The following is a 20,431-nucleotide window of genomic DNA, read 5'->3' as shown; positions in this document are numbered from 1 at the left end:
CTTCCATCTTTCCCGGGTGCGACGATCGGGCCATGTCCGAGGGCGCGCGCACCGAGCCACCTGCCGAAGAAGATGTCGTCGACGCCGGCGACGACGCCGAAGAGGGCGGCCACCCGACCGCCGACGACGCTGACGACGGCGAACCCGGCGATGGGGTCTTCTCGCATTACGGGGTGGCGTCAACGGTTCTCGGCGTGCTGTCGGTGGCCGCGGTCGTGCTCGGGGTGATCATCTGGTCCGGCCACCGCGACCAGGTCGCCGAGCGCGGTTATCTGAGCCGCGTCATGCAGACCGCCGCCGGGTGGACCAACGTGCTGATCAACATGAACAGCGGCAACGTCGACGCCAGCCTGCAGCGGCTGCACGACGGCACGGTCGGCGAACTCAACACCTACTTCGATGCCGCCGTGCAGCCCTACCGGGCGGTGGTGGAAAAGCTGCAGTCCAAGAGCGCCGGGCGGATCGACGCGGTGGCGATCGAAACCGTGCACCACGAGCTGGACGCCCAGCCCGGCGCCGACAGGCCCCCGGGGTCGGAATCGGTGACGACCAAGCTGCCGCCGTTCGCCAGCCGGACCGACTCGGTGCTGCTGGTCGCCACGTCCGTCAGCGAAAACGCCGGCGCCAAGCCGCAGACCGTGCACTGGAACCTGCGGCTGGACGTGTCCGACGTCGACGGCAAGCTGATGATTTCCGGACTGAGTTCGATCCGATGAGAAACATCTGGCGACTGTTCGCATTCGACATCGCGGCCCCGCTGGCCGCGATCGCCGCGTTGGTGGCCATCGGGGTGGTGCTCGGCTGGCCGCTGTGGTGGGTGTCGGCCTGCTCGGTGCTGGTCCTGCTGACCCTCGAGGGCGTCGCGGTCAACTTCTGGCTGCTGCGCCGCGATTCGGTCAGCCTCGGCACCGACGACGACGCGCCGGGGCTGCGGTTGGCGGTGGCCCTGCTGTGCACGGCCGCCCTGGCGGCGGCCGTCGCGACCGGATACACGCACTGGACGAAGACGGACCGCGACTTCACCGACGACTCCCGCAAGGTCGTGCGGATCGCCACCGGCATGGCCGAGGCCATGGCGTCGTTCAGCCCCACCGCCCCGACCGATGCGATCGACCGGGCCACGGCCATGGTCGTCCCCGAGCATGCGGCGGCGTTCAAGGAGCAGTACACCAAGTCCAGCGCCGAGCTGGGCCAGCACAAGGTCACCGCCCAGGCCGCCACGGTCTCGGCCGGCGTCGAGGCGCTCGGGCCGACGGCGGCCAGCGTCGCGGTGATCCTGCGGGTGACCCAGAACGCGCCGGGCCAGCCACCCAGTCAGGTGGCGCCGGCGCTGCGGGTGACGCTGACCAAGCGCGGTAGCGACTGGCTGGTCGCCGACGTGCTGCCGATCAGGTAGCTCAGTTGGATTCGGCCGAGGGGCCGGACTTCACCTTCACGAACCGGTCCGACAACCGGCGGATGCGGATCATCAGTGCGGCCGTCGGGCTGGTGCTGCCGTCGAGGTAGCCGCCCAGCTCCTCGGGGCTGACCCCGATGCGGGACGCGAACTCCTGCTGCGCGAGTCCCGAGCGGTCGATCAGTAGCCGCACGTGGCGGGCCACCTCGGCGCGCTCGTTGGCGTCCAGGTGGGTGCGGGCGCGCTCGAGCACCTCCCACAGCGCCTTGGCGATGCCGTAGGGGCGGGTGCCGCCGAGGACCTCTTCGACCTGGCGGGCGGTGCGCCCGTACGGGTCGCGCTTCAACGCGCCGGCGATGCGCTTCCAGGTGGCGATGTCACCGCCCTGCAGGGCCGACCGGATGGCGGCGGTCGGCCAGAACTCCACCGGCTGGTCCAGGTCCGGAACGGATCCGGACGGCCCCTCGGACGGGCCACCGCCGCGGTTGCGCTGTTCGGGGGCCGGCCGGCGGGGCGGCGGTGGGGGGCGTCGGTCGGATGCCAACGTCACCTCGCCTCCTCCAGCATCGCTACCGCCACGGACAGGCAGCGTTCCCTGATCCCCTCCCAGTCCGAGTTCGCGTCGGCTTCCGACCCCTGGTCTTCCGGGTAGTCGCACGGATCGGGATCTGCGAGTCGACGGACCAACTGGGTGGCGATGCATTGCCGCCTGGACGATTCACAACAGTAATACCTGTCCATTCCGGCCAGCACCACCGCGGCGGTCTCGGGTTCCATCGCATCCACCATGTCTGCAAAGTCGGCATAATCGCGGCGACTGTTACGGCACATGATGAGGTAGCCCTTGAGCCGCAGGGTCTCCGCGCCGGTCGGGACCAGCAACCGGTCGCCGGTGGGCAGCTGCACATGGGTCGTCTCCACCGGGCTGCGCCGCGCGTACCTCGGACGGTCGGTGGCCCCCGCCGGTGCGGCGTCCGGGTCGGTCTCGAGCGCGTCGATCGCCACCGACAGGCGGCCCCGCCACAGCGTCACCGGATGAACGGGCCGGTCCGACCCGGAAATGGCCTTGGCGATCCCGTTGCGCGCCGCCAGCCCGCCGACGAGCTTCTTGGGGCCCGACGAACCGTTGGCATGGCCGTTGGTGGCGGTCTTCCTGTCGGCCGCGGTCACCCCGACGGCGACCTTCTCCTCGCCCAGCGCTACCTGGTGGGGGATCTGCCCGGGCCCCAGGCCGCGGGTGCGTTCCTCGTCGGGGCCCGACGAAGCCTGACCGCGGCCGCGACCGCAGCCGCTGAAGGCCAGTGGATCGGTCACGCAGATGGCGTCGGGCGCCAGGTGCTTGAGCTTGGCGGCGGACTTGAGCACCATCCGCAGGTCCGCGCTGGGCGCCACCAGCGCCGAGATGTCGTCGGGAATGACGACGACGTCGCCGAGGTCGACCTCCGGCAGCGGCCGGTCGAAGTCGACCGACGGCAGCACGCGGGACAGCCACGGCGGCAGCCACCAGTTCCACTGCGCGAACATCGCCATCAACGCCGGAACCATCACCAGCCGCACCACGGTGGCGTCCACCGCGATCGCCACGGCACAGGCCACGCCGATCTCGGCCACCAGCGGCATGCCGGCGAAGGCGAACCCGACGAACACCGCGATCATGATCAGCGCCGCGCTGGTGATGGTGCGGGCGCTGGTGCTGACGCCGTAGGCCACCGCGTCACGGGTGTTGCCCGAATGCAGGAACCGTTCCCGGATGCGGGTGAGCAGGAAGATCTCGTAGTCCATCGACAACCCGAAGGTCATCGCGAGCACCAACGGGGGAACCGTGCTGTCGATCGAGCTGATCTGGGCGAAGCCGAGATCCTTCAGCCATCCCCACTGGAACACCATCACCAAACTGCCGTAGGCGGCCGCGACCGACAGCAACGTCATCAAGACGCCCTTGAGCGCCAAGAACACCGAGTGGACGGACACCAACAGCATCACGAACGCGATCAGCGCGACGAAGCCCAGCACCAACGGTTCGGTCGCCGACACCTGGTCGTCGAAGTCCTTGATCAGCGCGGTCGGGCCGCCGACGTCCACGCGCGCGGTCCCCAACTGTTGGACCTTGGGGAGCTCCGCGCGCATCCAGCCCACGGTTTCGCGGGCCCGCATGTCCTCGGGGTCCACCGACAGCACCGCGGACAGCAGCGCGCTGCCGTTGTCCTCGGCGTACTGGGGCGGTGACACCGAGACGATGTTCGGCGCCTGCGTCATCCGCTGGCGGACCGCGCCGACGGTGTGGCTGTGCTCGGGCGAGGCCGCCCCGCCCTCGGGGAAGTTGATCAGCACCCGGATCGGCCCGAGCGCGCCCGGACCCAACGCCTGGGCGGCGGCGCCGACGCCGGCGCGGATCTCGTGGGACGAGTCGAACTGGCGTAACAGGCTGTTGCCCAACACCATTGACGCCGCGGGCGCGGCCATCACGAGCAGCACCAGCGACGCCGCCAGCGCGGACATCCACGGCCGGCGCATCACCCATCCGATCCACCGGTTCCAGAACCGCGACTGGGTGCTTTCGGGCCGACGGGACCAGTGCAGGAAGCCCGACCGCTTGGCGGCCGCCCGGCCGAACGTCGCCAGCGCCGCCGGTGTCAGGGTGGTCGAGGTCAGCATCGCGACGGCGACGGCCAGGATCGCGCCGGTGGCCATCGACTTCAGCGCCGGGGTGTTGATCACGTAGATCCCGGTGAGGGACGCGACGACGGTCGCCCCGGACAACACCACGGCCAGCCCGGAGGTCGCCATCGCGGCGTCGACGGCCTCGCGGGGCTGTCGCCCGCTGCGCAGTTCCTCGCGGAAGCGCATCAAGATGAACAGCGAATAGTCCACGGCCAGCGCGATCCCGAACATCGACACCGTCGAGGTCACGAACACCGACATGGTGGTGTACGCGGAGAGCAGGTACACCAGGCCCATCGTCACCACGACCGTGCACACGCCCAGGGCCAGGGGGATCGCCGCGGCGGCCAGTGAGCCGAACACGGCGAGCAGGACGATGAGGATCACCGGCAGGTTCCACCGTTCCGCGGCGGCGATGTCGTGCTTGGTGTTGGCGGCCGCGGCGGCGCTCAGCGCCCCCTGGCCGATGACGTAGAGCCGCACCCGGCCATTGGCGGTCTGGCCGGGCTGGTCGCCCTTGATGCCGACCTTCGTGCGGAGCTTCTTGGCGACGTCGCTGGTGTTGCGGGAATCGAGCCGCACCGACAGCACGTAGGGGCGGTCGGGTTGCGGCGGCCGCTGGGTGGGGTTGGGGATCTCCGAGGTGCCGGGGACCTCGGCGGTGAGCCGACGCAACTGTGCGACCGCCTCGTTCATGTCCTGGTAGGTGGCGTCGGCGCGGGGCGCGGCCACCAGCGCCAGCGATGACCCGCCCTGGTCGTGGTAGAGCTCCTCGAGCTGGTCGTGGACCGCCAGCGACTGGGAACCGGCCACGTCGAAACCGCCGCCGGTGAGGTTGCCGGATTGCGTCAGCGCCAGGTAGACCGCAGGAACCAATGCCAACAACCAGCCTGTGAAGACCAACCAGCGGTACTTACGCAGGCTGCGGCTGAGGCGCATCATCAACTGCTGGATTTTTCTCGCTCCCCGGTTCTCGCGTAGCGCGTGCAGGCGAGGATACCGGAGCACGCTGTGGTTTATGTGGGGTTATGTAGTTCCTGAGCTGCGGTGACGGCGTCGTTGCCAAGAAGCTGCGGAGTCGTTGTGAACCGGTGACCAAGCGGGATCTCGGTCACATCCGCAGTTCGCGGCTGGCCGGGCGATATCGGCGGTGGCAGGATGTCGGTTGGCCTGGCGGGTCCTCGGGGGATTCAGGGGGACCCGGCCATCGGCAAGGCCGTCCATTGCAGCTGTTTGCGACGCGCCCATCCGTTGCGGTCCGCGCAAACTGTGAGGAGTTCTCGATGACGACAGGCAGCGCTGGACGGCGTCGCAAAATCTTGGCCGGCCTGATCGCCGCCGCCGCGCCCGGCGCCGCCCTCGCGGTGCTCGCCGGTCCGCCGGCGACCGGCGCCAACGATCCGTGCGCGGCCAGCGAGGTCGCCCGCACCATCGGCTCGGTCTCGAAGTCGATGGGTGACTACCTGGATTCGCACCCCGAGACCAACCAGACGATGACCTCGATGCTGCAGCAGCAGGCGGGGCCGCAGTCGCTGAGCGGGCTGAAGACCTACTTCGACGCCAACCCGAAGGTCGCCGGGGACATGGCGTCCATCGCGCAGCCGCTGACCAACCTGTCGCTGCAGTGCAAGCTGCCGATCTCGATCCCGCAGATGATGGGCATGATGCAGCAGGCGCAGGGGGCCGCGGGCGCCCTGCCCGCGCTGCCCGGTAACCCCCCGGGCGCCTCCCCGCTGGGCGGAACGGGCGCCCCGCCCGCCGCGCCGCAGCCCGCTCCTCTCCCTGCCGGCACCAACCCCCTCTCGGGCCCGCCGCGCGGAAACACCGTCGGCTAGCTGTCCCGGCCCTCGGTCTCCGGGTTTCGGTCGGGCGGCAGCGGCCCCTGCAGGGCGGCCTCGGTCGGGTCGGCGGAAGCGTCGCCCGGCTGCGGCACGATCGGCAGCGGACCGGTGATCGGGTCGTCGTCGGAGTCGTCGACGTTCTCGGTGCGGAACACGAAGAAGAACACCACCCAGCCGACCGCGGCGATGAGCAGCCAGCTGATCAGCCGGTAGATCAGCATGGCCGAGATCGCGCTCGACAGGGACATCCCGCTCGAGACCAGCCCCGGCACCAGCACCGCCTCGACGACCAGCAGCCCGCCGGGCATCAGCGGGATGGTGCCGACCGCGCGGGCCGCGGCGTAGGCGACGGTCAGCCCGGCCACCGACGCGTGATCCCCGGCGGCGTACGCGGCGAAGCCGAGGCAGGCGACGTCGGCGACCCAGTTGAACATCGACCAGCCGAACGCCACCCCCAGGTCGCGGCGGCCCAGGCTCACCGATTCGAGCTGCATCAGCGTCTCGCGCCACTTGTCCAGGCCGGTGTCGGCGGGCTTTCCGCGCACCGAGTTGACCCACGTCAGGACCCGGCTGCCGATGCCTTCGATCAGCTCCGGCCGCGAGGCGACGGCCTGCGCCAGCAGCAGCAGGGCGACGAAACCGCCGAGCGTGAACAGCAACGAGAACGGGTTGTTCTTCGCGCCCAGCAGGAAAGCACCGCCCAACCCGAGCAAAGCCAACCCCACCGCCTGCAGCACGCCCGACATCACCAGCTGCCACGACGCCACCACCGTCGAGGCACCCCAGAGCCGTTGCTGGCGGAACAGGAACGTCGCCGACAGCACGGGCCCGCCGGGCAGCGTGGTGCTCAGCGAGTTGGCCGCATAGAACGCGGCCTCGGAGCGCAGTTGCTTGACGTGCACCCCGGCCGACTTGAGCAGGGTGCGCTGGATCTGGGCAAAGCTGTGCATCGACGCGGCCGCCGCCACGACCGAGGCGAGCAACCACCACCAGTTCGCCTCGTACAGGCTCATCCACGCCTTGGCCAGCTGATCCCAGCCCAGGGAAACCTCGACGGCAAGCACGATGGCAACCATCCCGAGGATGACCCAGCGCACCCACCAGTACTTCCCGCGCGGGGTTTGTTCGCGCGGGAAGTCGAGATTGCGGGCGGGTGCGTCGTGGGACACGTGATTTAGGGTAACGGTGCAGGTGGCGCGGCGATCGCTGCGCGCCGCCGACTGTGTCGCCGTCGTGACCGGATCGTGCCGGCTCCGACGGCTGCAGGCGACCCGCAGGCGCCTCGGAACGGGTTCGGAGCGGCACCAGCGCCCCTTGCGGCCGATAGGCTGGCCAGATGTCAGCAAACATCGACGACGCCTCGGTTGAACCCGTCATACGCAAGACCGCAGCCTGGGCGTGGCGGTTGCTCGTCATTTTGGCGGCCGCGGTCGCCCTGTTGTGGGTGATCCAGAAGCTGGAAATCATCGTCGTTCCGGTGCTGGTGGCGCTGCTGTTGAGCGCGTTGCTGCTGCCGGTGGTCGACTGGCTGGACCAACGGGGCCTGCCCCGTGGCGGCGCGGTGGCGTTGGTGTTGCTGGGCGGCTTCGCGATCCTGGGCGGCATCCTGGCCTTCGTCATCCTGCAGTTCATCGACGGTCTGCCCGGTCTGACCGAACAGGTGGCGCAGAGCATCGAGTCGACCCGCCGGTGGCTGATCAACGGGCCGACGCATCTGCGCAGCGAACAGATCGACAGCGCGGGCAACGCGGCGATCGAGGCGCTGCACAACAATCAGGCGAAGCTGACCAGCGGTGCACTGTCTACCGCGGCTACCGTCACCGAGCTGGTCACGGCGGCGGTGCTGGTGCTGTTCACGCTGATCTTCTTTCTCTACGGCGGGCGCAACATCTGGCAGTACGTGCTCCAGGTCATCCCGTCGGACGTTCGCGCCCGGGTGCACGAGGCTGGCAAGGCCGGGTACGGGTCGCTGATCGGGTATGTGCGGGCCACCTTTCTGGTGGCGCTGACCGACGCGGCCGGGGTCGGTGCCGGCTTGGCGATCATGGGCATCCCGCTGGCGCTGCCGCTGGCCTCCTTGGTGTTCCTGGGTGCCTTCATCCCGCTGATCGGTGCGCTGATTTCGGGCCTGCTGGCTGTGGTGGTCGCCCTGTTGGCCAAGGGCATCGTGTACGCGCTCATGACGCTGGGTGTGTTGATCGCGGTCAATCAGGTCGAGGCCCACCTGCTGCAACCGCTGGTGATGGGCCGCGCGGTCTCGATTCACCCGCTCGCCGTGGTGCTGGCCATTGCCACCGGCGGCGTGCTCGCCGGGATCGTCGGCGCGCTGCTGGCCGTCCCGACGGTCGCATTCCTCAACAACGCGTTCCAGGTGCTGCTGGCGCCGAATCCCGAGGCGGAAGCCGAAAGACAGACCGAGGAGGCGGACGAGACGAACGCCATCCTGCAAGCCGAACCGGACAAACCCGGGGACGGCTCCGGCTGATACAGCTTCAGCAGGCGCCGAAGCGCTTGCCCTATAGCCGTCCCTCGCGCCGCAGCAGATCCGCCGCGGACAGCCCGCCGCCGGAGCGGCGCCGCTGCCGCGCCGGGTCGCCGTTCTCGCCCTGGCCGCGGGGGTTCACCGCGTCGCCGGGGGCGTCGCTGTCGGGGTCGTCCGGGCGGTTGCCGGGCACGGGGATGGCCCGGGTCTGATCGCCGGACGGCGGAGCCGTCGGCGGGCGCTGGGGTGCCTGCGGGGCCAGCGGCGCGGGCTTGGCCGGGGGGCGCGGTTCGGCCGGCCGGTCCCGGCCCGGGGCGCCCTGCGCGGCGAAACGTGTGGTCTTGGCCTCGGTCGGCTGGTTCGGCCGGGCCGGGATGCGGGTGGTGTCCACGCTGTCGTCGGCCCGGGTGGTCGACGCGCTCGGGGTGGGTTCCTTTGCGGGCCGGGGTTCCGGCGCCGGGCGCGCCGGTCGCGACGGCTCCAGCGGCGCGGGGTGGGTGGGGTCGTGCGGCGGACGCGGCGCGGCGGCGACCAGGCTGGCCGCCACCGGCGGCCGCGCGGGGCGCCCGTTGAGCGTCGGCCGCTTGCGCTCGTCGGGCAGATCGATCTCGCCCAGCCCGATCTTGTTCTGCAGGCGCCGGGCCCAGCGCGGCGCCCACCAGCAGTCGTCGCCGAGCAACTTCATCACCGACGGCACCAGGAACATCCGGACGACCGTCGCGTCCAGCAGCAGCGCCGCCATCAGACCGAACGCCAGATACTTCATCAACACCAGGTCGGAGAACACGAACGAGCCCGCGACCACGGCCAGCACCAGCGCGGCGGCCGTGATCAGGCGGCCGGTGGTCGCGGTGCCGATCCGGATGGCCTCGGCGGTCGACATGCCGCGTTCGCGCGCCTCGACCATGCGCGAGACCAGGAACACCTCGTAGTCGGTGGCCAGGCCGAAACCTACGGCGACAACCAGCGCGATGACCACCACCATCAGCGGGGTCGGCGTGAAATTCAGCACCCCCGACAGGTGACCGTCGACGAAGATCCACGTCAAGATACCCATCGTGGATCCCAGCGTGAGAGCGCTCATCACCGCGGCTTTCACGGGCAACACCACCGAGCCGAACGCCAGGAACATCAACAGCATGGTGGCGCCGAGCAACAGCACCAGCATCAGCGGAGCCTTGTCGAACAGGCTGTGGATGCTGTCCTGCTCCAGCGCCGGGGTGCCGCCTACATAGAGATTCAGCCCCTTCGGGGGGTTGACCGCCCGCAGTTCGGTGATCTTCTTGGCGGCGTCGTTCTTGTTGACCAGGCCGTTCTGGATCACCCGCACCGAGCCGTCCTTGGGCACCGTGGCGCCGTTCGGGCCGGCGACGCAGGGATTGCCGGCGATGGTCGGGCAGGCCCGCTCCTCCCATTGCTTGTCGGTGAACCCGCCGATCGAGGAGATCCTGTTGCGGATGTCGGCCACCTGCTGGTCGGTGACCTTGCTGTGGTTGTCGCTCTGGATCACCACCGTCAACTGCTCGGTGCGGTAGCCGGGGAATCGCTTGTCGAAGTGTTCCTGCGCCAGGCGCACGGCGTTGTCGGGCGGCAGATACTTCTCGCTCATGCCGCCGAACGAGAGGTTGCCCAGGGGGATGACCAGCAGGATCATGCCGACGGCGATCGGGATGGCAAACGCCAACGGCCGCTTCATCACCCAGTTGACGAGTTTGCCCCAGAAGCCGGCCTCGACCTCCTCGCGGGTCTTGGTCTTCTGCAGCCGGTCGGCGAGCCAGTTCAGGTAGGCGCGCGAATACTTCCAGTTGCGCAGGAACGGCACCCGGAACGCGGTCCGCACGCCCAGCGCGTCGACGTGGCGGCCGAGGATGCCCAGGCACGCGGGCAGGAACGTGATCGACAACAGCGCGGCAAGCCCTACCGCCGCGAAGATCGCGTAGGTCAGCGAATGCACGAAGCCCTGCGGCAACACCAGCAGGCTGGCGCTCGAGGCGATGATCAGCACCGCCGAGAACGTCACTGTGCGCCCGGCCGTCATCACGGTTCTTCGCACGGCGGCCTCGGTGTCGTAGCCCTCGGCGATCTCCTCGCGGAACCGGCTCACCACGAACAGCCCGTAGTCGATGGCGATACCCAGGCCGATCAGCGAGACCACCGGCTGGGCGAAGAAGTGCACCGGCCCGAACAGGGAGACCAGCCGCAGGATGCCCAGCGAACCCGCAATGCTCAGCCCGCCGACGATGGCCGGCAGGCCGGCGGCGACCGCGCCGCCGAACACCAGGAACAGGACCACTGCCACCAGCGGCACCGCGAGGACCTCCATGCGGCGCTGGTCGGTCGCGATCGTGCCGGTCAGGGCGTTGGCGATCGGCTCGAGGCCGGCCAGCTCCACGTTGCCGCCGCCGAGCTTCTGCAGGCCGGGCGCGATGGCCTTGTAGTTGTTGAGGATGCTGTCGTCGTCGTCGCCCTTGAGCGGAACGCTGACGAAGGTGTGCTTCTTGTCCTCGCTGACCATCCCCTTGATCACGGGGTTGTCGCTATTGGGCGCGGCCAGCCAGCCCGCCCACCCGACGACCTGGTCGGGATGATCCGCCTTGAACTTGTTGAGTTCGCCGACGACCTTGTCCCGCCACGCCGGGTCCTCGACCGTATTGCCGTCGGGGGCGGTGAACGTCGCGACCACGTGGCTGGTGCGGTCGCGGCCGTAGGTCTCGTCCCCCAGCACCGACGCCTTGACGGATTGACTGCCGTCGTCGTAGAAGCCGCTCTGTGTAACATGCTTGCCCAGGCTGATCCCGAAAACGCCGCCGAGCAGACACAGAGCTACCGTGACCCCGATCACGATGTACCGATACCGGTACACAGTTCGACCCCACCAGGCGAACACGCAAGCTCCTTACTGGATCGTCTTAGTCGTCAACGACCCGCGCACTGGTTGTTCAGTGTCACACACGCGCGGTCAACAGCGCTGACAGCGGCCGGAACGGCTGCAGCCATGCGCCCTGGTCAGGCAGCGAATCCAGGCCGATCCGCGGCAATGGTTCCCGGAAGACGCCGGCGATGTCCTCCAGGTCAACGAAGTCCAAGGTATCCGACGCTAGCGCCCAACTCGCATGTTCGCGAAATCCGATCACTTGGACGCTGATGCCGGTCCGGGCGATCTCCTCGAGCGGTTGGCGGAACGCCTGTCCGTCGGCCGACGCCACCACCAGGGCCGCCAGCCCTTCGGTCCGCCGGAGTTCGATATGGGCCAGCATGTCGCGGTCGACGTCGCTGTCCTCATCGATCTTCGGCTTGGCGAACACCGCGAACCCCACGTTACGCAATGCGTCCACCCAAGGCCGGACGACGTCGGCGCTGCCCGGCGCGATGTTGGTGAACACGGTGGCCTCCGGCTCGACGACGACGCCCGGTCGCTGCGCGCTGATCTCGGCCGTGCGCGACAGCAGCCAGCGTCCCAGGGCGTCGAACCGCGGGCGTTCCAAGGCGGTCGGCCGGCGACCCAGGATCGAGCCCAGACCCATGTCGAGGTTGGGGGCGTCCCACACCAGCAACACGCGTCCGCCGGACGGCGAAAAGCCGCCTAGGGCGCCCACGCTGTCGTCGGGCAGCACCGCCGGCGGCGCGACGGGTTCCGCTCCGGCGTTGGTCGTCTCAGTCAGGCTCATCACTCATCGCCTACTCATCGTTTAAGCCAAACGAACTCGGTGACGGCGCTGCCCGCTTCTTGGGCTTTCGTCTCGTACTTGGTGGTCGGGCGGACGGTCGAGATGGGCAGCGGGGTTTCGGGCTCCGCCCGGCGCAACCGGGACTCGCCCGCGCCGACTTCGGCGATGTGCTCGGCGTAGCCGGCGTGGTCCGTCGCAACGTGGAGGACACCACCAGGGAGTAGCCGGTCGGCTATCAAGCCAACCGTGCCCGGCTGCAGGAACCGGCGCTTGTGGTGCCGCGCCTTGGGCCACGGATCGGGGAAGAAGACGCGGACCCCGGTCAGCGAAGCCGGGGCGATGAGCCGCTGCAGCACGTCGAGCGCGTTGCCGCGGACCAATCGGATGTTGGTCACCGCGTCGCGGTCGATCGCGCACAGCAACTGCGCCAGCCCCCGCCGGTAGATCTCGACCGCGATCACATCGACGTCGGGCTCGTCCTTGGCCATCGCCAGCGTCGATATGCCGCTGCCACAACCGATTTCGAGCACCAGCGGCGCCTGACGCCCGAACCACGAGCGGGTGTCCAGCGGCGGCTCGTCGCCGACGGCCCCGTCGGCCGGGGCGCCCACCGACAGGCCGAGGTCGGGCCAGCGCCGCTCCCACGTCTGGCGCTGCGCGTCGGACAGCGCGGATCGTCGCGACCGAAACGCCGTCGCGGGCAGGTAGCGCTGGTCGGGCCGGGCCGATTCCCCGGTCGGCGTGTCGGCAGACATCGCCACCCCGCGCTGCGCATGCATTTGTCCATGGTGGCCTATAAACCTCGGATGTAGCCGCCCCTGGTCCGGATTGATACCCAACAGTTGCCTTGAACTGGTAACTGATTAACGGTGGCTCGCTTCTTGGCGACGTGAATGCCACCATTCGGTGGGACCGACGGGGCGATCGGGTCATTCGGACCGAACAGGCGGGGTATGAGGGGACAAGGACACCAGATTTTCGTCGACGAGCTGACGCGGTTTGCCGACGGCGTCGTCGATCCGCGCGTGACGGCGATCGCCAGGCGAACCGCCGCACCCCTGCGCGTCGTGGTTCGCGGCCGCCGGGGGGTCGGCCGCCGCACGGTGGCCCGCGCGCTGGACCGCGCGGGAAGCGCGTCGGGGATCGCGGCGGACCTCCAGCTGAGCGCGGCGGCGCCCGATCCGGGCGCGGACGCGGTGGTCTACGTGGTCGCCGAGGTGGTCAAGCCAGAGGACGCCCACGCCATCGCGGCCGCCGGGCAGCCGGTGGTGGCGGTGCTGAACAAGGCCGACCTGTCGGGCCGGCGCGGCGACGGGCCGATCGCGGCGGCCCGGGCGCGGTGCGCCGATCTGTCGGCGCTGATCGGCGCTCCCATGGAACCGATGATCGGCCTGCTCGCGGTCGCGCTCGACGAGCTCGACGAAGCCGACGACAACGCGCTGTGGGCGGCGCTGCACACGCTCGCCACGCACCCCGGGGCCGCCGCGTGCCTCGACGGCTCGTTCGCCGGGTTCCTGGCGGCGGACGGCCCGGTGCCGACCGGCGTGCGTCAGCGCCTGCTGGACACCCTCGACCTGTTCGGCACCGCGCTGGCCGTCGCCGCGATCCGCCAGGGCAGAACGCCGGCGCAGGTGCGCGCCCTGCTGCGCCGGATGAGCGGCGTCGACGCCGTCCTGGCCAAGGTCGGCGCGCTGGGCGCCGAGGTGCGCTACCAGCGGGTGCTCGGCGCCGTCGCGGAATTGGAGGCGCTGGCCGCCGGTGGCGGCCTGCTCGGCGAGCGGATCGGCGGGTTCCTGTCCCGCGACGACACGGTGGTCGCCCGGATGGCGGCCGCGGTGGATCTGGCCGAGGCGGCCGGGCTGGACCCGGGCGGCCCCGGGTCGGCCGGTGTGGACCGCGACCCGTCCGCGCACCTGCCACGCGCGGTGCGGTGGCAGCGCTACAGCCGCGCCTCGGCCAGCGAACTGCACCGCGCCTGCGGCGCGGACATCGCCCGCGGATCGCTGCGGCTGTGGTCGCAGGCCTGCGCGTCACTGCCGGGGGAATCCTGGTGAGCGGCGGCGATCCCATCGCCCAGGTGGACGCGCTGGTGGCCGCGGTCGCGCCGGACCTGGATCCGCCGGCCGTGCACCGCTGCGACGTGGTCCTGGTGACCGGCCCGTGGATGGCCGGGGTGAGCGCGGTGGCCACGGCGCTGCAAGGCCGCCTGCCGCAGCACAAGTTCGTGGAGTCGACGGACCTGGGGCCCGGCGAGGTGCCGATGGCGGTGGTGTTCGTCGTGTCCGCGGCGGCCCACTTGACTGCCTCCGACTGCGCGCTGCTGGACGCCGCGACCGAGCACACCGACGCGGTGGTGGGGGTGGTGTCCAAGATCGACGTGCACCGGGGTTGGCGTGAGGTGGTCGACGCCAATCGCGAAGCGCTGGCCGCACATTCGCCGCGCTACGGCCGGGCGCCGTGGGTGGGCGCGGCCGCCCTGCCCGATGCCGGTGAGCCGGACGTCGACGCCCTGGTCGCCGCCGTCTCGGCGCAACTCGACGACCCCGACCTCGCCCGGCGAAACAGGTTGCGGGCGTGGGAATCTCGCCTACAGACCGTCAAACGGCGGTTCGACCGCGACGTCGAGGGATCTGGTCGTCGCGCGCGGGTCGAGGCGCTGCGCGAGGAACGCAGCACGGCGTTGCAGCGGCGGCGTCAGGCGAAGAGCGAACGCACCATCACCCTGCGCGGCCAGATCCAGCAGGCTCGGGTGCAGTTGTCGCACTCCGCGCGCAACCAATGCGCGACCGCGCGCACCGAGCTGCAGGAACACGCGGCCGGGTTGTCGCGGCGCGACATGTCCGGGTTCGAGGCGCACACCCGCGCCCGCCTCGACGAGGTGGTGGCCGAGGTCAGCGACGGCACGGACACGCAGCTGTCCGACGTCGCGCAGGCGGTGGGTGTGCCGGTGGACCTGCCGGCCCTCGAGAAGATGCCGGAGGTCGACGTCTCGGCGCCGCCGCTGAAGTCGCGCCGGCAGGAAACCTGGCTGATGATCGTGCTGGGCGTCGGCTTCGGGCTGGGGGTGGCGCTCACGCTGAGCCGGCTGCTGAGCGGCGTGGTCTCGCGGCTCAACCCCGCGCTGGCGGTCGTCGCGGCGGTGGTGTGCGTGGCGATCTCGGTGGCGCTCACCTTCCTGGTGATCAACATTCGCGCCCTGCTGCATGACCGGGCGCTGCTGGACCGCTGGGCGGGCGACGCGACGTCCTCGCTGCGCTCGGTGGTCGAGGAACTGGTCGCGACCCGGGTGCTGGTCGCCGAGTCGGTGCTCAGCAAAGCCTTGCTCGCCCACGACGAGGCCGAGAACGCGCAGGCGTCCGCCGCCGTCGGCGTCATCGACACCGAACTGCGCGAGCACGCCATGGCCGCCGCGCGGGCCGCGGCCGCGCGGGATCGGGAGATGCCCGCGGTCGCCGCCGCCCTGCGGGCGGTGCGTGCAGAACTCGGAGAACCGGGTATACAACCGGCTGAAAGTCCCGCCGAAACCGGCGACGGTGACGAAACCGAAAAACCCGCTTCGAGGAGCGAAGATGGCGACCCGTCGGGAGCTTCTGAATCGTTGTTGTGAGAAGGCTTATACCTGCCCGAGACTTCCCCGACAAGTTCCTCACGATAACCTGTAGTTAACGCCACCAAGTCCTTAATTATGTGGGCGACGGCATACCGAGCAACACAAGCCCGATACGCAACGGATCCAGGAGAGTTCGATGACCTCAGCGACCATTCCCGGTTTGGACACAGCACCCACGAAGCACCAGGGCCTGCTGTCATGGGTGCAGGAGGTTGCCGAGCTCACCCAGCCCGACCGGGTGGTGTTCGCTGACGGCTCCGACGAGGAGTTCAACCGGCTGGCCGCGCAACTGGTCGAGGCCGGCACGCTGAAGAAGCTGAACGAGAAGAAGCACCCCAACTCCTACCTGGCGCTGTCCGACCCGTCCGACGTGGCGCGCGTGGAGTCGCGGACGTTCATCTGCACCGAGCAGGAGAGCGGCGCCGGCCCGACCAACAACTGGATGGACCCGTCCGAAATGCGGTCCATCATGACCGACCTGTACCGCGGCTGCATGCGCGGCCGCACCATGTGGGTGGTGCCGTTCTGCATGGGCCCGCTCGGCGCCGACGACCCGAAGCTGGGTGTGGAGATCACCGACTCCGAGTACGTCGTCATCTCGATGAAGGTGATGACCCGGATGGGCAAGGCCGCGCTGGAGAAGATGGGCGACGACGGGTTCTTCGTCAAGGCGCTGCACTCGGTGGGGGCTCCGCTGGAGGAGGGCCAAAAGGACGTCCCGTGGCCGTGCAACGACACCAAATACATCACCCACTTCCCGGAGACCCGCGAGATCATGAGCTACGGCTCGGGTTACGGCGGTAACGCGCTGCTGGGCAAGAAGTGCTACTCGCTGCGGATCGCCTCGGCCATGGCCCACGACGAGGGCTGGCTGGCCGAGCACATGCTGATCCTCAAGCTCATCTCCCCGGAGAACAAGGCGTACTACTTCGCCGCGGCGTTTCCGTCTGCCTGCGGCAAGACCAACCTGGCCATGCTGCAGCCGACCATTCCGGGCTGGCGCGCCGAGACGCTCGGCGACGACATCGCCTGGATGCGGTTCGGCAAGGACGGCCGGCTGTACGCGGTCAACCCCGAGTTCGGTTTCTTCGGCGTCGCGCCCGGCACCAACTGGAAGTCCAACCCCAACGCCATGCGCACCATCGAGGCCGGCAACACCGTCTTCACCAACGTCGCGCTCACCGACGACAACGACGTGTGGTGGGAGGGCCTCGAGGGCGACCCGCAGCACCTGATCGACTGGAAGGGCCGCGACTGGACGCCGGACTCCGACGAGAAGGCCGCCCACCCGAACTCGCGCTACTGCACGCCGATGTCGCAGTGCCCGATCCTCGCGCCGGAGTGGGACGACCCGCAGGGCGTGCCGATCTCGGGCATCCTGTTCGGCGCCCGCCGCAAGACCACGGTCCCGCTGGTGACGCAGGCCCGCGACTGGCAGCACGGCGTGTTCATGGGTGCCACCATGGGCAGCGAGCAGACCGCCGCCGCCGAGGGCAAGGTCGGCACCGTCCGCCGCGACCCGATGGCCATGCTGCCGTTCCTGGGCTACCACGTCGGTGACTACTTCCAGCACTGGCTCGACCTGGGCAAGAACGCCGACGAGTCCAAGATGCCGAAGGTGTTCTTCGTCAACTGGTTCCGTCGCGGCGACGACGGCGGCTTCCTGTGGCCGGGCTTCGGCGAGAACAGCCGCGTGCTCAAGTGGATCGTCGACCGCATCGAGCACAAGGCCGGCGGTCAGGACACCCCGATCGGCATCGTGCCGAAGGCCGAGGACCTCGACCTGGACGGGCTCGACGCCAGCGGCGACGAGGTCGCCCAGGCGCTGGCGGTCAACCCGGCCGAGTGGCGCGAGGAACTGCCGCTGATCGAGGAGTGGTTCGAGTTCGTCGGCGACAAGCTGCCGACCGGCGTCCGCGACGAGTTCGAGGCGCTCAAGCAGCGGCTGTCCGAAGCGGGCTGATCAGCCCGCCAGCCGCGAATTGGGGCTGGCCTTCTTCTGCGCGTACATCAGCTCGTCGGCGCGGGCGAGTAGTTCGCCCACGTTCGCGGTGTCGGAAACCGGCGCCCGCACGAAGCCGATGCTGGCCGAGAGACGGTAGGGCCGTTCACTCGTCTTGTTGAAATTCCCGAACGCGAGCGCGAGCCGCTCCTCGAGCGACGGGGTGTCGCCGTCGCTTTCGGTGATCATCACACAGAATTCGTCGCCGCCGATGCGGGCGAGGATGTCGGACTCGCGCCGGATGGTGCGCAGCACCCCGGCGACGTCTTTGATCAGTTTGTCGCCCGTGTCGTGGCCCAGCTCGTCGTTGACCTTCTTGAGGCCGTCGACGTCGAGGAAGGCGAGCACGCAATTGTGGCCGAGGTGGTGCGACCCGCGCAGTTTCTGCTCGGCCAGCAGGTAGAAGCCGCGACGGTTGTTCAACCCGGTCAGCTCGTCGGTGACCGACAGCCGGCGGATCTCCTCGTTGGCGTCCTCCAGGGCGGCGGTGCGGTCGCGCACCCGCCGTTCCAGCTCGGAGTACACCCGCACGTTCTCCATCGCGATCGACGTCGAGTCCGCCAGGGCCTGCAGCAGGTGGACCTCCTGGTCGGACGGCTGGTGCCGGCTGGCCCAGTAATTGCCGATCGCGCCGATCGGCTCGAGCTTGCGGATGGGCACCATCACCAGGCTCTTGACGAAGGTGGGGCGGTACAGGGCGTGCGGGATGCGCGGGTCGCCGTAGATGTCGGGGATCACCGCCGCGTCGCGGTTGAGCATCGCCCAGCCGCTGATGCAGGACCCGATGGGGAAACGGCTGCCCTTCCACAGCGGGGCGATCGCGTCCTCGTCGGCGTAATAGCAGCTGTCGTTGTCGCGGAGCACGAACGTCGCGCCGTCACAACCGGTGAGCTCGCGCGCCGAGGAGCGGACGATGCGCTGCAGGTCGGGCAGGGTGCGCGCCAGCGACAGCTCCTGAATGGCGTGCACGAGCCGCTCCATGCCGTCGACATAGTCGGAATCGGCGAACGAAGATGCGGCAGGCTCCGATTCTTGCTCGGCGGTCATGCGCACCTCCGTGCGGCAGTGGCGTATCCCGCCGCGCGTTGCTGACCAAGGTCGGGTTCCAGGGCCCACGGCGCTCTACTTGACTGCATTATGGCTGGCGCCGCGCGCCCCGCGCCGGGATTGACGCAGAAACTCGCCGGGTCCACCCACCACTTAACACCCGTCAAGTTTGGCGGCGGTACAGTCTGCGCATGCAGATCCGCCCGTATATCGGCGCCGACAAACCTGCTGTCATCCTGTACCCGTCCGGCACGGTCGTCACCTTCGATGACCTCGAGGCCCGCGCCAATCGCCTGGCGCACCGGTTCCGTCAGGCGGGCCTGCGCGAGGGTGACACGGTCGCCATCCTGATGGAGAACAACGAGCACATCCACGCGGTGATGTGGGCTGCTCGCCGCAGCGGTTTGTACTACGTGCCCATCAACACCCATCTGACCGCGGCGGAGGCCGCCTACATCGTCGACAACAGCGCCGCCAAGGCGATCATCGGCTCGGCCGCGCTGCGCGACACCTGCGCCGGCCTCGCCGAGCAGCTGCCGCGCGGGCTACCGGAACTGTTGCTGATCGCCGCCGAGAAGCACGACGAGGGCCTGCCGGGCTGGGAGCGCTACCCGGAATGCGTTGCCGGCCAACCGGATACCCCGATCGACGACGAGATCGAGGGTGACCTGCTGCAGTACTCGTCCGGAACCACCGGCCGGCCCAAGGGCATCAAGCGCGAATTGCCGCACGTTCCCCCGGCCGACGCCCCCGGCATGATGTCGGCGCTGGTCGGCTTCTGGATGACGCCCGATTCGGTCTACCTGAGCCCCGCGCCGCTGTACCACACGGCGCCGTCGGTGTGGTCGATGAGCGCGCAGGCCGGCGGCATCACCACGGTGGTGATGGAGAAGTTCGACGCGGAGGGCTGCCTGGATGCCATCCAGCGGCACCGGGTCACCCACGGACAGTTCGTGCCGGCGATGTTCACCCGGATGCTGAAACTGCCTGATGCGGTGCGTCATTCGTACGACCTGAGCAGCCTGCAGCGGGTGATGCACGCCGCGGCGCCGTGCCCGGTGGAGATCAAGAAGCAGATGATCGACTGGTGGGGTCCGATCATCGACGAGTACTACGCCTCCTCCGAGGCGCACGGGTCGACGCTGATCACCGCCGAAGATTGGCTGGCGCATCCGGGTTCGGTCGGCAAGCCCATGGGGGGCGCCGTGCACATCCTGGACGAGAACGGCGACGAGCTCCCGCCCGGCCAGGCCGGCGAGATCTACTTCGAGGGCGGGTATTCGTTCGAATACCTCAACGACCCAACGAAAACCGCGTCATCGCGCTCCAAGCACGGCTGGGCCACCGTCGGCGACATCGGCTACGTCGACGACGAGGGCTACCTGTACCTGACCGACCGGCGCCACCACATGATCATCTCCGGCGGGGTCAACATCTACCCGCAAGAAGCCGAGAACCTTCTGGTCACACACCCCAAGGTGATGGACGCGGCGGTGTTCGGCGTTCCCGACGACGAGATGGGCCAGCGCGTCACCGCGGTTGTGCAGACCGTCGACCCCGCGGACGCCACCGACGCGTTCGGCGATGAGCTGCTGGCCTGGCTGCGGGATCGCCTGGCGCACTACAAATGTCCGCGATCGATCGCCTTCGAAGCGCAGCTGCCGCGCACCGACACCGGCAAGCTCTACAAGAATGGGCTGATCGAGAAGTACTCGGTGTGACCG

The 20,431-nt window shown here is 69.4% G+C and carries 15 protein-coding genes; 8 read left to right on the top strand and 7 right to left on the bottom strand.

Going from position 1 to position 20,431, the window contains the following annotated elements; translation table 11 throughout:
* The first annotated feature begins 32 nt into the window (after positions 1 to 32).
* Both P6281_RS24815 and P6281_RS24810 read left to right on the top strand, forming a co-directional pair.
* On the top strand, positions 33 to 716 hold the full coding sequence (locus P6281_RS24815) for a hypothetical protein (RefSeq protein ID WP_014386014.1): 684 nt from the start codon (positions 33 to 35) through the stop codon (positions 714 to 716).
* Entirely contained in the window at positions 713 to 1,396 is a 684-nt protein-coding gene (locus tag P6281_RS24810; protein ID WP_008261908.1) for a hypothetical protein, read from the top strand. The genes P6281_RS24815 and P6281_RS24810 overlap by 4 nt, the downstream gene beginning before the upstream one ends.
* A gap of 1 nt (position 1,397) precedes the next feature.
* Here the strand turns inward: P6281_RS24810 and P6281_RS24805 are convergent, their stop codons facing one another.
* Together P6281_RS24805 and P6281_RS24800 are read right to left on the bottom strand one after the other, a co-directional pair.
* Complete coding sequence (locus P6281_RS24805) at positions 1,398 to 1,946, bottom strand: helix-turn-helix domain-containing protein (protein ID WP_008261906.1); 549 nt, start codon at positions 1,944 to 1,946, stop codon at positions 1,398 to 1,400.
* Complete coding sequence (locus P6281_RS24800; protein WP_009952659.1) at positions 1,943 to 4,999, bottom strand: MMPL family transporter; 3,057 nt, start codon at positions 4,997 to 4,999, stop codon at positions 1,943 to 1,945. The genes P6281_RS24805 and P6281_RS24800 overlap by 4 nt, the downstream gene beginning before the upstream one ends.
* A 341-nt stretch (positions 5,000 to 5,340) precedes the next feature.
* Between P6281_RS24800 and P6281_RS24795 the strand changes: the two genes are divergently transcribed.
* On the top strand, positions 5,341 to 5,892 hold the full coding sequence (locus tag P6281_RS24795; RefSeq protein WP_201358998.1) for a hemophore: 552 nt from the start codon (positions 5,341 to 5,343) through the stop codon (positions 5,890 to 5,892).
* Here P6281_RS24795 and P6281_RS24790 read toward each other — a convergent pair.
* Entirely contained in the window at positions 5,889 to 7,067 is a 1,179-nt protein-coding gene (locus P6281_RS24790; RefSeq protein WP_201358997.1) for a lysylphosphatidylglycerol synthase transmembrane domain-containing protein, read from the bottom strand. The two genes, P6281_RS24795 and P6281_RS24790, sit on opposite strands and share 4 nt — an antisense overlap.
* 167 nt (positions 7,068 to 7,234) lie before the next feature.
* Between P6281_RS24790 and P6281_RS24785 the strand changes: the two genes are divergently transcribed.
* Positions 7,235 to 8,383, top strand: a complete 1,149-nt coding sequence (locus P6281_RS24785) for an AI-2E family transporter (RefSeq protein WP_014386010.1) — start codon at positions 7,235 to 7,237, stop codon at positions 8,381 to 8,383.
* A gap of 31 nt (positions 8,384 to 8,414) precedes the next feature.
* Here P6281_RS24785 and P6281_RS24780 read toward each other — a convergent pair whose 3' ends face one another.
* The 3 genes from P6281_RS24780 to trmB are packed head-to-tail and all read right to left on the bottom strand — an operon-like array spanning position 8,415 to position 12,845.
* Entirely contained in the window at positions 8,415 to 11,267 is a 2,853-nt protein-coding gene (locus P6281_RS24780) for an MMPL family transporter (protein WP_201408351.1), read from the bottom strand.
* A gap of 58 nt (positions 11,268 to 11,325) precedes the next feature.
* Entirely contained in the window at positions 11,326 to 12,048 is a 723-nt protein-coding gene (locus tag P6281_RS24775; protein WP_201358994.1) for an NYN domain-containing protein, read from the bottom strand.
* Between the two features lie 14 nt (positions 12,049 to 12,062).
* Positions 12,063 to 12,845 carry a tRNA (guanosine(46)-N7)-methyltransferase TrmB gene (trmB, locus tag P6281_RS24770; protein ID WP_236595435.1) on the bottom strand — a complete coding sequence of 261 codons (783 nt, stop codon included), beginning with the start codon at positions 12,843 to 12,845 and terminating at the stop codon, positions 12,063 to 12,065.
* A 156-nt stretch (positions 12,846 to 13,001) separates the two neighbouring features.
* Here trmB and P6281_RS24765 point away from each other — a divergent pair, with 156 nt between their 5' ends.
* From P6281_RS24765 to P6281_RS24755, 3 genes are all read left to right on the top strand, one after another.
* On the top strand, positions 13,002 to 14,102 hold the full coding sequence (locus tag P6281_RS24765; protein WP_201358992.1) for a hypothetical protein: 1,101 nt from the start codon (positions 13,002 to 13,004) through the stop codon (positions 14,100 to 14,102).
* Complete coding sequence (locus tag P6281_RS24760; protein WP_201407155.1) at positions 14,099 to 15,655, top strand: hypothetical protein; 1,557 nt, start codon at positions 14,099 to 14,101, stop codon at positions 15,653 to 15,655. Before P6281_RS24765 ends, P6281_RS24760 begins: the two co-directional genes overlap by 4 nt.
* Before the next feature lie 139 nt (positions 15,656 to 15,794).
* Positions 15,795 to 17,621 carry a phosphoenolpyruvate carboxykinase (GTP) gene (locus tag P6281_RS24755; RefSeq protein WP_014386006.1) on the top strand — a complete coding sequence of 609 codons (1,827 nt, stop codon included), beginning with the start codon at positions 15,795 to 15,797 and terminating at the stop codon, positions 17,619 to 17,621.
* On the opposite strand, the gene P6281_RS24750 is transcribed toward P6281_RS24755, so the two are convergent.
* Positions 17,622 to 18,707: a GGDEF domain-containing protein gene (locus tag P6281_RS24750; RefSeq protein ID WP_014383463.1), complete on the bottom strand. Its 1,086-nt coding sequence runs from the start codon at positions 18,705 to 18,707 to the stop codon at positions 17,622 to 17,624. It abuts the gene before it with no gap.
* Between the two features lie 191 nt (positions 18,708 to 18,898).
* On the opposite strand from P6281_RS24750, the gene fadD4 reads away from it, so the two are divergent.
* The gene (gene fadD4, locus P6281_RS24745; protein ID WP_014386005.1) at positions 18,899 to 20,428 is read left to right on the top strand and encodes a fatty-acid--CoA ligase FadD4; all 1,530 of its coding nucleotides are present in this window, start codon (positions 18,899 to 18,901) and stop codon (positions 20,426 to 20,428) included.
* Positions 20,429 to 20,431 lie beyond the last annotated feature (3 nt).

Source organism: Mycobacterium sp. 5-140-3-2 (assembly GCF_035666375.1).
GTDB lineage: Bacteria > Actinomycetota > Actinomycetes > Mycobacteriales > Mycobacteriaceae > Mycobacterium > Mycobacterium intracellulare.
The sequence above is the reverse complement of the archived record's forward strand: the minus strand, read 5'-3'. Positions and strand labels throughout refer to the sequence as shown.